General features: G+C 72.4%; 10 protein-coding genes. 7 read left to right on the top strand and 3 right to left on the bottom strand.

Translation table 11 applies throughout. The features are described 5' to 3' along the window. Positions 1-303 precede the first annotated feature (303 nt). Positions 304-723, top strand: a complete 420-nt coding sequence (locus tag ACZ6N8_RS29080) for a protein-tyrosine phosphatase family protein (protein WP_466013980.1) — start codon at positions 304-306, stop codon at positions 721-723. A gap of 115 nt (positions 724-838) precedes the next feature. Here the strand turns inward: ACZ6N8_RS29080 and ACZ6N8_RS29075 are convergent, their stop codons facing one another. Continuing rightward, positions 839-3,121 (bottom strand): excinuclease ABC subunit UvrA, encoded by a 2,283-nt coding sequence (locus ACZ6N8_RS29075; protein ID WP_466013978.1) that lies wholly within the window; start codon positions 3,119-3,121, stop codon positions 839-841. A gap of 165 nt (positions 3,122-3,286) precedes the next feature. Here ACZ6N8_RS29075 and ACZ6N8_RS29070 point away from each other — a divergent pair, with 165 nt between their 5' ends. The 3 genes from ACZ6N8_RS29070 (at position 3,287) to ACZ6N8_RS29060 (ending at position 6,162) form a co-directional block, all read left to right on the top strand. Further along, positions 3,287-4,036, top strand: a complete 750-nt coding sequence (locus ACZ6N8_RS29070) for a MerR family transcriptional regulator (protein ID WP_466013976.1) — start codon at positions 3,287-3,289, stop codon at positions 4,034-4,036. Positions 4,037-4,046: 10 nt separating this feature from the next. Beyond that, positions 4,047-5,252, top strand: a complete 1,206-nt coding sequence (locus tag ACZ6N8_RS29065) for a D-alanyl-D-alanine carboxypeptidase family protein (protein ID WP_466013974.1) — start codon at positions 4,047-4,049, stop codon at positions 5,250-5,252. A gap of 70 nt (positions 5,253-5,322) precedes the next feature. Further along, positions 5,323-6,162 (top strand): peptidylprolyl isomerase, encoded by an 840-nt coding sequence (locus ACZ6N8_RS29060; RefSeq protein WP_466013972.1) that lies wholly within the window; start codon positions 5,323-5,325, stop codon positions 6,160-6,162. A gap of 127 nt (positions 6,163-6,289) precedes the next feature. Here the strand turns inward: ACZ6N8_RS29060 and ACZ6N8_RS29055 are convergent, their stop codons facing one another. Next, positions 6,290-7,327: a LacI family DNA-binding transcriptional regulator gene (locus ACZ6N8_RS29055; RefSeq protein ID WP_364376901.1), complete on the bottom strand. Its 1,038-nt coding sequence runs from the start codon at positions 7,325-7,327 to the stop codon at positions 6,290-6,292. Positions 7,328-7,558: 231 nt separating this feature from the next. On the opposite strand from ACZ6N8_RS29055, the gene ACZ6N8_RS29050 reads away from it, so the two are divergent. Both ACZ6N8_RS29050 and ACZ6N8_RS29045 read left to right on the top strand, forming a co-directional pair. After that, positions 7,559-8,527 carry an acetylxylan esterase gene (locus ACZ6N8_RS29050; protein WP_466013970.1) on the top strand — a complete coding sequence of 323 codons (969 nt, stop codon included), beginning with the start codon at positions 7,559-7,561 and terminating at the stop codon, positions 8,525-8,527. A 39-nt stretch (positions 8,528-8,566) separates the two neighbouring features. After that, the gene (locus ACZ6N8_RS29045) at positions 8,567-9,400 is read left to right on the top strand and encodes a M15 family metallopeptidase (RefSeq protein ID WP_466013968.1); all 834 of its coding nucleotides are present in this window, start codon (positions 8,567-8,569) and stop codon (positions 9,398-9,400) included. A 10-nt stretch (positions 9,401-9,410) separates the two neighbouring features. Here the strand turns inward: ACZ6N8_RS29045 and ACZ6N8_RS29040 are convergent, their stop codons facing one another. After that, a complete protein-coding gene (locus tag ACZ6N8_RS29040) occupies positions 9,411-10,598 on the bottom strand; it encodes a spore photoproduct lyase family protein (RefSeq protein ID WP_466013966.1) in 1,188 nt (395 codons plus the stop codon). Between the two features lie 160 nt (positions 10,599-10,758). Here ACZ6N8_RS29040 and ACZ6N8_RS29035 point away from each other — a divergent pair, with 160 nt between their 5' ends. After that, positions 10,759-12,069: an RICIN domain-containing protein gene (locus tag ACZ6N8_RS29035; RefSeq protein ID WP_466013964.1), complete on the top strand. Its 1,311-nt coding sequence runs from the start codon at positions 10,759-10,761 to the stop codon at positions 12,067-12,069. Positions 12,070-12,076: the final 7 nt, after the last annotated feature.

Genomic DNA, 12,076 nt, shown 5'->3' with positions numbered 1-12,076 from the left:
TTCGGCATGTCCGGTCGAGATCTTGGACAGTTCCCGTCAGCCGTGAACGGGAACTGTCCAAGATCTGTGCGGGGTCGGGAACATCGGGTGGGGCTGGCGGGTTGTGGATCGGTGTCGGTGTGACTCAGTGTCCCCGGGCCTCACCTAACTATTGCCGTCGCGGAACACCGTTCGGCTGGAGCCGCGTCGCGCCACTCGCCGAGAGGCGACCTGCACACCGACACCAGCGCCGCCCCCGACCCACCCGGGCCGGGGGCGGCGCTGTCCGTACCTGCCGTCGGGCCGGCGCGGCACAATGCTCGGGTGTCTGTCGTTCAGCCCTGGTCCGGGCAGTCGGGTGTCGTCGTACTGCCGAGTGGCGCGAGCGTGCGCGGACGCCGCATCGCGGCGGAGGCCTCGCCTGCCGACTTCGCCCTGTTGTTGGCGCCCGGCCCGGAGCCGGCGTGGGCGCACCGGCGGATCCGGTGGCCCGACTTCTGGGTTCCGCTGGACCGGGCCGATGCGCTCGACGCCCTGCGGGAGGCCCTGCGCCGGGCACGCGGCGGCGAACGCGTCGAAGTGGCCTGCCGGGGTGGAGTGGGCCGGACGGGAACGGCGTTGGCCGCGCTGGCGATCCTCGACGGCCTGCCAGCCGAGCGGGCGGTGCCGTGGGTCCGCACGGGCTACCACCCGAAGGCCGTGGAGACCCCCTGGCAGCGACGCTGGCTCCGCCGCGTCACCTGACCCCCGCCGGCGCGTGGCGCCCACGTCTGGCCCGCGCCGCCCACCGCTCGCGCCGCCCACCCGCGCCGCCCACCGCCCGCGCCCCCGCGTGCCGGCGGACGCCAACCCGGCGCCGTCAGCCTTGGCTGATCCGCGCGGGCTCGTTGACGTACTCGCGCAGATGGGTCGCGGTGAGGGTGTCCCCGTGCGCGACCAGCTCGGCAGGTGTGCCGGTGAAGACGACCCGCCCGCCGTCGTGTCCCGCGCCGGGGCCGAGGTCGATGAGCCAGTCCGCGTGTGCCATGACCGCCTGGTGGTGCTCGATGACGATGACCGTGTTGCCGGCGTCGACCATGCGGTCGAGCAGGGCCAGGAGTTGGTCGACGTCGGCCAGGTGCAGGCCGGTGGTGGGCTCGTCCAGGACGTACGTGCTGGTCTTCTCGCCGAGGTGGATGGCGAGTTTGAGTCGTTGCCGTTCCCCGCCGGACAGGGTGGTCAGGGGTTGGCCGAGGCTGAGGTAGCCCAACCCGACGTCGACCAGCCGTCCGAGGATGAGGTGCGGGAAGAAGTCGTACGCCTCGCTGACCGACATGGCGAGTACCTCGCTGATGTTCTTGCCGCGCAGCGTGTACGTGAGCACCTGCTCGGTGAAGCGTCGCCCCTCGCAGCGTTCGCAGACGCTTGCCACCCCGGCCATCATGGCCAGGTCGGTGTAGATGAGCCCGATGCCCTTGCAGGCCGGGCAGGCGCCCTCGGAGTTGGCGCTGAACAGCGCCGCCTTGACGCCGTTGGCCTTGGCGAAGGCGGTACGGATCGGGTCGAGCAGTCCGCTGTAGGTGGCCGGGTTGCTGCGCCGCGATCCGCGGATGGGGGACTGGTCGACGATCACCACACCGGATCGGTGGCGCAGCGACCCGTGGATCAGGGAACTCTTGCCGGAGCCGGCGACACCTGTGACCACGGTGAGCACGCCGAGCGGGATGTCGACGTCCACGTCGCGCAGGTTGTGCAGGTCGGCGTGCCTGATGGGGAGCTGTCCGGTGGGTGGGCGTACGGCGGCGCGCAGGGTCACCCGGTGGTCGAGGTGCCGGCCGGTGAGCGTGTCGGAGCGGCGCAGCCCTGGCACGTCGCCGGTGAAGCAGATCCGTCCGCCGTTGGTGCCGGCGCCGGGCCCGAGGTCGACCACGTGGTCGGCGATGGCGATGGTCTCCGGCTTGTGTTCGACCACCAGCACGGTGTTGCCCTTGTCGCGCAGCCGCAGCAGCAGGTCGTTCATCCGGGCGATGTCGTGCGGGTGCAGGCCGACGGTGGGTTCGTCGAAGACGTACGTGACGTCGGAGAGGCTGGACCCGAGGTGCCTGACCATCTTCACCCGCTGTGCCTCACCGCCGGACAGGGTGGCCGACTCGCGGTCCAGGCTGAGGTAGCCCAGCCCGATCTCGACGAGGGAGTCGAGCAGGTCCCGCAGGTTGGCGATCAGCGGCGCGACGCCCGGGTCGTCGACGCCGCGTACGAACGCGGCCAGGTCGCTGATCTGCATGGCCGAGCAGTCCGCGATGGTGCGTCCGGCGATCCGGGACGACAGGGCCGCCGCGTTGAGGCGGGTGCCGCCGCAGTCGGCGCAGGTGGTGAAGGTGACCGCACGGTCGACGAAGGCGCGGATGTGCGCCTGCATCGACTCGCGGTCCTTGGTCAGGTAGAGCCGCTTGACCTTGACGGCCAGGCCCTCGTACGTCCAGCTGTTGCCGCCCACCTTGATCTTCGTGGCGGGTTTGTGGAGGAAGTCCTCCCACTGTGCCGGGGTGTAGTCCTGGAGTTTGACGTCCGGGTCGAACAGGCCGGAGCCGACGATGGTCTGCCAGTACCAGGAGTCGACGGCGAAGTTGGGCACGGTGATCGCGCCGTCGTTGAGGGAGCGCTCGACGTCGACAAGCTCGTTGACGTCGAGGTCCGAGACACGTCCCAGCCCCTCGCAGGTCGGGCACATGCCCTCGGGGAGGTTGAAGCTGAACGCCCCAGCCCCGCCGATCTGCGGCTGGCCGAGCCTGCTGAAGAGGATCCGCAGCATGGCGTACGCGTCGGTGGCGGTGCCGACGGTGGAGCGGGAGTTGACGCCCATCCGTTCCTGGTCGACGACGATGGCGGCGCTGAGGTTGCGCAGCGAGTCGACGTCCGGGCGGTTGAGGTTCGGCATGAACGACTGGAGGAACGCGCTGTAGGTCTCGTTGATCATGCGCTGGGACTCGGCGGCGATGGTGCCGAAGACCAGCGACGACTTGCCGGAGCCGGAGACGCCTGTGAAGACGGTCAACCGGCGCTTGGGGATGTCGACCGAGACGTTGGCGAGGTTGTTCTCCCGCGCCCCGCGTACCTCGATCATGTCGTGGCTGTCGGCGGCGGACCAGGCTGGCTGCGACATGCGGACCCTTCAGAGTTCGTGGCGGGGCGGTCCCCGCCGAGCATCTGACGGATTAAATTGTCTCATTCGTCCCCACGTAGAGGCTTTGACGACAGCTGCCGCGCGTCCGACGGTGGAAAGAGCGGAGAAGTCTCAAATCACGTGTCAACCACTACTGTTGCCGGCGTGGACGTCGGGCCGAAGGACCGCCTGCGTGCCGTGGACCTGGCCGCCACCGTCGGGATCTCGGTGCAGCAGGTGCGCAACTACGTCGAGCAGGGAGTGCTGCCGCCGGTGCGGCGCACCCCGAGCGGCTACCGGATCTTCACGAGCGAGCACTCCCGCGCGTTGACCGTGGCGCGGCGGCTCGCCGAGGGGCACGGCTGGGGTCGTACCCGGGAGATCATGGCGGCGGTGCACAGGGGTGACCTACCGGCGGCCCTGGCGGCGCTCGACGGCGGCCACGCCGAACTGGACTGGGAGCGGGCCGACATCCGCCGGGTGCTCGGCGCGTTCGAGACCGTGCTGGCCGCCGCCCCGGCGGCGCGACCGGCGCCGCGCCGGGGCGTCCGGATCGGCGAGGTCGCCGCCCTGGTCGGGGTCCGGACCTCCCAGCTGCGGCTGTGGGAGGCGCGTGACCTGCTGCGCCCGACCCGCGCGGCGGGCACCAACTACCGCGTGTACGACGAGGCCGAGCTGCGCGCCGCGCAGGTCGTCGCGCTCCTGCGTCGGGGCGCGTACCCGTTCGAGATCATCGAGGCGGTGCTGGGGGAGTTGCGCACCACCGGCAGCGCCCAACGGGTCCGCGCCGAGCTGGCCCGCCGTGAACAGGACCTGCACGCGCGCAGCCTGCGCCGCCTGCGGGGGAGCGCCGCGCTGCACGACTACCTGCGCCAACGAGCCCAACCCGTCCCGCCGGGCGATCTTGTTGACTAGGGTCGGGCTCATGAGAGCTGCGCTGCTGGCGGCCACCACGTCCGCCGTCCTGCTCGCTCCCGCGCCGGCCGCCGCGGCCCCGGGTGCCACCGCGACCGTGCGGTGCCCACGGGCGGCAGCGCCCGCGATGTCCCGGCCGCCCCGACCCTCGCCCCCGCCCGCCGTGCCCGCGCAGCGGACGGTCGGCGGTGCGGGGCTGGCCACCGACGGGCTGGTCGTGCCGGCCGGCGCCGGTACGCCACCGGCTGTCAGCGCCACCTCCTGGGTGGTCGCCGACCTGGACACCGGGCAGGTGCTCGGCGGGTGCGGCCCACACGAGTACGGCACCCCGGCCAGTGTGCAGAAGCTCCTGCTGGCGGCCACGATGATGCCCCGCCTGGATCCGAAGCAGACGGTCACCGTCACCGACGAGGACATGAACATCGAGCCCGGCTCCTCCGCTGTCGGCCTCGTCGAGGGCGGCCGGTACGCCATCGAGACCATCTGGCTCGGTCTGCTGCTCAACTCCGGCAACGAGGCCGCGAACGCGCTGGCCCGGCTGGGCAGCGGAACGGACCGCGCGGCCGACGGCGTACGCGCCATGAACGACGAGGCGCACCGGCTCGGCGCGCTCCAGACGCACGCCGTCACCCCGTCCGGGCTCGACGGCAAGGGGCAGTTCACAAGCGCGTACGACCTGGCGCTGATCGCCCGGGCCTGCTTCGCCCAGCCGACGTTCCGGCGGTACGCGCTCACCGAACAGGCCCCGATCCCGGCCCAGCCGGCGCAGCGGACCAAGGGTTTCCTGATCCAGAACGAGAACCAGCTCATCTACCGGTACCCGGGCGCGCTCGGCGGCAAGACGGGCTTCACGGATCTGGCCCGGCACACGTACGTCGGCGCGGCCGAACGGGGCGGCCGGCGGCTGGTGGTGACCCTGCTGGGTGCCGAGTCGGCGCCGAAACGCGGCTGGGAGCAGGGCGCGTCGCTGCTGGACTGGGGTTTCACGGTGCCCCGCGACGCGAGCGTCGGTCGACTCGTCGAGCCGGGGGAGTTGACCGCCACCCCGTCGGCGGCGCCGGCGTTGGCGGCGCCGGGCGGACCGCGGCCGGCGGCGGCGAGCGGACCGGCGCACTCCGGCTCGGGGTGGCTGTGGTCGGTGACCGTGATCAGCGGCGCCGGGGTGCTGGTGCTGCTGGGCGGCCTGCTGTGGCGCCGGCGCCGTCGGCTGCCCTGACGCATCGACAACAGGCCACGACGTCCATAGACTCCGGTCTTTCTGGCACCACGAGTCCAGGAGGATCCCTGTGCCGAGTGAACTCGAACCGCGCCCCGGGGTGGCGGCACCCCGCCGGCCGGCGCGCGCGCTGACCCGCCTCGCGGGGGTGACGCTGCTCGCCGGAACGCTCGTCGCGGGCGTCGCCGTGGCGGCGCCCATGGCGTCCGCCGCCGCGCCCGCCGACACGGCGACCGTGTCCGCCACCGATGCCGCCACCCGTGCGCCGCGCACCACCCACGGGCCGTGCGCGTACACCGAGACGCCCGACGAGCCGGCGGCCCGTCCGGTGCCGCTGCCACCGGACCCGCGGCGTACGCCGGCCCGGGGCAGCGTCCGGGTGACCCTGGTGACCAACCACGGGCCGATCGGGTTGACCCTGGACCGGGCGGCCGCCCCGTGCACCGTGCAGAGCTTCCTGCACCTGGTGGGCAAGCGCTTCTACGACCGGACCCCGTGTCACCGACTGACCGCGTACCCGACGCTGAGCGTGCTGCAGTGCGGCGACCCGTCCGGCACGGGCGAGGGCGGCCCGGGCTACAGGTACCGCGACGAGTTGCCTACCGACCTGCCGCCGGCGCCGACCGACCCCACCGGGGAACGTCGGGTCTACGCCCGGGGTGTGCTGGCCATGGCCAACGCCGGGCCGGACACGAACGGCAGCCAGTTCTTCCTGGTGTACGCCAACTCGGCGCTGCGACCGAACTACACGATCTTCGGCGAGGTCGACGCGGCGGGGCTCGCCACGCTGGACCGGATCGCCGCCGGGGGAGTGGCGCCGACGGCCGAGGACCCGGCCCCGGTCGACGGGGCACCGGCGTTGCCTGTGGACATTCGCCGGGCGGTCCGTTCGCACCACCACCACCACTGAGCGACAGGCGCGGTGGGCGGCTCGGGCCGCTCACCGCGCCATCGGTGATCCACAGCTCCGCCGGCCGGCGGAATTTTCGGCAGCCGATCGGTAACGGCGTGACCAGCGTCCGAGGTGGTTCCAGCCGTCACGCCGAGGCGGGCGACCCGGTCGGCGGCGCGGCGGTGCTGTCCCGTACGACCAGTTCGGTGGCCAGCTCGACCCGGGGCGAGTCGATGCCCTCGCCCTGGGACAGCCGCAGCACCGTCCGTGCCGCCAGCCGGCCCATCTCGACAAGCGGTTGGCGCACGGTGGTCAGCGGCGGGGACGCCCACCGCGCCTCCGGCAGGTCGTCGAAGCCGACCACGCTGACGTCGTCGGGGACGCGCAGCCCGCGTCGCCGGATGGCCTCGTAGACGCCGAAGGCCATCTGGTCGCTCGCCGCGAAGATGCCTGTCGGTGGGTCGGCGAGGTCCAGCAGCGCCGTTCCGCCGGAAAACCCGGAGGCGTGGTAGAAGTCACCCGGGTAGATCAGCTTGTCGTCGATCGGGATGCCCGCCGCCTCCAGCCCGGCCCGGTACCCGTCGAGGCGGGCCCGGCTGCACAACAGGTGCGTCGGCCCGGCCACGAACCCGATGCGCCGGTGCCCGATCGACAGCAGGTGCTCGGTCGCGGCGAGCCCGCCGGACCAGTTCGTGGCGCCGATCGTCGGCACGTCCATGGCGGGTACGCCGGCCGGGTCGACGACCACCACCGGCACGTTGAGGCGGCGCAGCTGCGCGTGCAGCGGTGGGCTCAGGTGCGAGGTCACGAAGATGACGCCGTCGGTGGCCCGGGTGCGCAGGTTCTGCAACCACTGCCGGGCGGCGGTCGGCTGCCTGTGGATCGCGGAGACGACGGTGCCGACGCCGGCGCCGTGCCCGACGTCCTCCACACCCCTGATGATTTCCACGGCCCAGGGGCTGTCCAGGTCGTTGAAGACCAGGTCGACGAGGCCGGCGCGGCGGACGCTGCGGCTGCTGCGCCGCCGGTAGCCGTGGTGGCGCAGCAGCTCCTCGACCCGTTCCCGGGTGTCGGGGGCCACATCGGAGCGTCCGTTGAGCACCCGCGAGACGGTCGGCACCGACACGCCCGCCTCCCGTGCGATCGCGGTGATGGTCACCCTGCGTCCGTCGTCCGCGCCCACCCGCGTCTCCTTCACCGCCTCCGGAGGCGACCGCAGAGCCGTCGCCGCCGTGTGTGCCGGAACGGCGTGCACCGTTCCTCGCGCCATCTTGCCTCACCGACGGGGGTTGACGACATGCCAGGTCGGTTCTAGCGTTCCCGGAGTTGCGGAAGGTTTCCGGACGTCTTTCGGCACCTTTCGCTCCCCCGGGCCGCCGGGCGGCTGTTCGACGCAGCGTCGAGAGGACGTCACGTGTACACGGACCTTCCCGAGGATCAGTTGCGCGGTTACCGCAGCGCGGTCCGGGACCCGGGGGACTTCGACCAGTTCTGGGCCGCGACGCTCACCGAGGCACGCGACGCCGGCTGGCCCGTTCGGGTCGAGCCGGTGGAGACCGGGCTGGCCGGCATCGACGTCCTCGACGTGACCTTCGCGGGCTTCGCCGGCCAGCCGGTCCGGGCCTGGCTGCGGGTGCCGCGCGCGGCCGGGACCGCGCTGCCGACAGTCGTGCAGTACGCCGGCTACGGCGGCGGACGCGGGCACCCGATGGAGAACCTGCTCTGGGCGGCGGCCGGGTACGCGCACCTGCAGATGGACACCCGGGGGCAGGGATCGGGCTGGAGCCGCGGCGACACCCCGGACCCGGGCACCGCCGGCCCGGAGGCGCCCGGGGTGACCACCCGGGGCATCACCGACCCGCGCACCTACTACTACCGCCGGCTGATCACCGACGCCGTGCGGGCGGTGGACGCCGTCCGGACCCTGCCGATGGTCGACCCGACCCGGGTGGCGGTGCTCGGGCACAGCCAGGGCGGAGGCCTGGCCCTGGCGGCCGGTGCGCTGGCCCCCGGCCTGCGGGCTGTTGTCGCGTTCGTACCGTTCCTCTGCGACATCCCGCGTGCCGTGGTGGTCACCGACGCCCGCCCGTACCGGGAGATCCGCGACTACCTGGCCATCCACCGCGACGCCGAGGAACGGGTGCTGACCACCCTTTCGTACGTCGACGGGGTCAACTTCGCGCGCCGCTGCCGCCGGCCGACGCGGTTCTCGGTGGCGTTGATGGACGACATCGTGCCGCCGTCGACGGTGTACGCGGCCGTCAACGCCCACGCCGGGCCCACCGAACTGTCGGTGTGGCGGTACAACGGTCACGAGGGTGGCGGCATCGACGACGACGAGGCGGCGCTGCGCTTCCTGCGGGAGCACCTACTCGACGGCTGATCAGGCGCGGAGCCTGACCAGGGCTGATAGACAGGACTGGTGCGTCATCGCATCGGCGTCCTGCTCGCGCTCGCCGCGCTGCTCGGCGGCTGCTCGCGGCCCGAGCCCCGCCCCGCGCCGGCGGTGCCGCCGCCGACCCCGGTGGTGAGTCCGAGCCCCACTCCCACGCCCGCCGAGCGGCTCCCCGGGTTCGTGGTCCTGACCGACGTCGATCCGCGCATCCGGACCGACATCAGGTACGCCACCTCACACAACTTCGTCGGCCGGCCGATCGCCGGCTACACCGAGCCGCTGTGCCTGCTCACGCGGCAGGCGGCCGAGGCGTTGCGCCGCGCGCAGGACGCCGCCCTGGCCGGCGGACACAGCCTCAAGGTGTACGACTGCTACCGTCCGCAGCCGGCCGTGGACGACTTCGTCGCCTGGTCGAAGCGGCCCGGCGAGCAGCAGACCAAGGCCGAGTTCTACCCGGACGTGGCCAAGGACAGGCTCTTCGCCGACGGCTACGTCGGAGCGCCGACGGCCCACAGCCGGGGCAGCACCATCGACCTGACCCTTGTCGACGAGCCTGCCGCCAGCCAACCCCCGTACCGGCCGGGGCAGCCGCTTGTCGCCTGCACCGCGCCGCGCGGTCAGCGCTTCGAGGACAACAGCATCGACATGGGTACGGGGTTCGACTGCTTCGACCCCCGGGCGCACACCGTCGACTCCCGCATCACCGGCACGCCCCGGGAGAACCGCCTGTTGCTGCGGCGGCTGATGACCGACGCCGGGTTCGTGAACTACGACCGCGAGTGGTGGCACTACCGCCTGCGTGACGAGCCGTACCCGGACACGTTCTTCGCCGCGCCGGTCGCCCGCTCGTCGGTCGGCTGACGCCCGACGGTCAGGTCCAGTAGAGGATCCGGCAGGCCGGGACGCGCGCGGCCAACTCGTCGGTGAACCAGCCGCGCAGCTCCGCCATCGTGTCGCGGGGGTAGACGTACTTCACCGCGCCGAACTTGCCCCGCTTGCGGCTGCGGGACTCCTCGTCCATCTCCAACCGGGTGCGCGGGTACCAGCCGAGCAGCACCTCCTTGCTGCCCGGGGTGAACCGGTGGGTGATCAGCTCGGCGGTCAGGTCCAGCCCGGGCACCCCGTCGACCGCCGCGCGGACCTGGTCGAGCAGTTCGCCGTACCGCTCCCGCCAGTCGGGCAGCGCGATGATCGGCGCGATGGTCAGCCCGACCGGGTAGCCGTCGAGCGCGAGCCGGCGCAGCGCGGCAAGGCGCTCCGGCACGCGGGCGGTGCCGCCCTCGAACCGTTCCCCGACGGGGGCGCAGTTGACGCTGAACCGGACCCGGGTCCGGCCGGCGTGCGGCAGCCCGACGAAGCTGTCCACGTCGGCGTACTTGGTGGTCCAGCGCAGTTGCACGGGCGCGTCCCAGTCGGCAAAGTGCCGCACCGCCCGCCGCCAACTGCCGGTCAGGTGCTCCAGGGCGAGCGGATCGGTGTAGCAGGACGCCTCGAAGGTGGTGCCCTCGTCGGCGCGCCGCGCGTTGCGGCTGGTCACCGTGCCCCGCCCGGCGTACGCGGCGAGTCCGGCGAGGATGTCGTCGAGGTCCGCGTACACCCGGGTCACCGGCGGGCCGGACAGCGACCCGGCGAGGTAGCAGTACTGGCAGTGCGCCGGGCAGCCCTCGGCCAGGTCGACCCGCCAGTCGGCGCTCGGTGCGATGGGTTGCAGGGCGCGCCGTGACGGAGGGCTCACCACGATCGCCATGGTCGCCTTGGCCCGGGCGTACGTCTCGCGGTCGGTCTGCCCGCGTACCCCGGTGAGCCGGTTGGACCGCAGGTGTTCCACCTCGATGCCCTGTGCCTGCACGCGGGCGACGATCCGCCGGCCGTGGGGGTGCTCCAGCGCGGCAGGTGTGGCCACCACCCGGCGCGGGGTCCAGCGGCGCGCCGGCCGGGCCGGGGGCGCGAGCCCGGCCAGGTCGCGGGTCGGCACCCACTCGCCGCTGGCGTCGTGCGGCGCGGCGGGCGCGTCGACGGCGAGCGGCTGGTCGACGTCGACGGCGTCGGGGCTGGTCATCCGGCCGGCGTACCCGTTGACGTAGGAATCCCACCTGAATCGGTCGGTCCGCGATTGACGCGCTCACGTCAGAGGAATAACCTTTCGTCAATCTGTAAACAATGTGAACAGATGTTCACGTCGACGCGGCGGCGCGCGTCCCGAGCGAAGGGACGATCAGGTGATCGCAGAACTTCCGGCCCGTACCAGACGGATCCTCGCGGTGTTCGTCGCCCTCGTCGTCGCGCTGACCGCCGGCGTCGCGGTCACCGCGACACGCGGCGCGCAGGCCGCGCCGACGTTCAAGGTCCTGGCCTTCTACAACGGCACCTGGGACGCCGCGCACATCGACTTCGACAGGGACGCCCGGGCCTGGTTCCCGCAGGCCGCCGCCCAGTACGGCTTCTCCTGGGAGTCGACCACCAACTGGAGCCTGCTGAACGCCGCCAACCTGGCCCAGTACAAGGTCGTCATGTTCCTCGACGACGCACCGCCCGCCGCGCAGCGCCCCGCGTTCGAGCAGTACATGCGCAACGGCGGGGCGTGGATGGGCTTCCACGTCAGCGCGTGGACCGACAACCCGTCGAGCTGGAGCTGGTACTACAACACCTTCCTCGGCTCCGGCTCGTTCCAGACGAACACCTGGGGGCCGACCCGGGTCACCATGCGCGCCGACAACCGCACCCACGCCGCCACCCGGAACCTCCCGGCGACGTTCGGATCGTCGATCAGCGAGTGGTACTCCTGGAGCAACGACCTGCGGCAGAACCCGAACATCGACATCCTCGCCTCGGTCGACCCGTCCAGCTTTCCGGTCGGCACCGACCCCAACCAGTCCTGGTACGGCGGCTACTACCCGCTGGTCTGGAGCAACAGGCAGTACAAGATGCTGTACGCCAACTTCGGCCACAACGCGATGAACTACAGCACCAACACCGGGCTGTCGTCCACGTTCGACAGTGAGCAGCAGAACCGGCTGCTGATCGACGGGCTGCACTGGCTCGCCGGCGCCAGCACCGTGCCCCCGACCACGCCCCCGCCGGGCGACGGGCCCATCTCGCCGACCGCCTGGCACACGGTGGTCAACCGGGGCAGCGGAAAGTGCGTGGACGCGCGGGCCGCCGGCAGCGCGAACGGCACCGCCATCCAGCAGTACGCCTGCAACGGCAGCGCCGCCCAGCAGTACCAGTTCGCGTCGCCCAGCGGCGGCTACCTGCGGGTCAACAACCGCACCAACAGCGCCCAGGTGCTCGACGTGACCGACCGCTCGACCGCCGACTCGGCGCCGATCCAGCTCTGGTCGTACAGCGGCGGCACCAACCAGCAGTGGCGGGCCGAATCCGAGGGCGGCGGCTACTACCGGCTGGTCAACCGCAACAGCGGCAAGTGCCTGGACGTGCCCGCGGCGTCCACGGCGGACGGCGTCCAGCTCATCCAGTACGCCTGCAACGGCACCGCGGCGCAGTCCTTCCGGCTGGTGGCCCTGTCATAGTTGCGCG

Source organism: Micromonospora sp. NPDC047521, from assembly GCF_055587305.1.
Note: the sequence above shows the minus strand (reverse complement) of the source record. Positions and strands in the feature narration are given on the sequence as shown.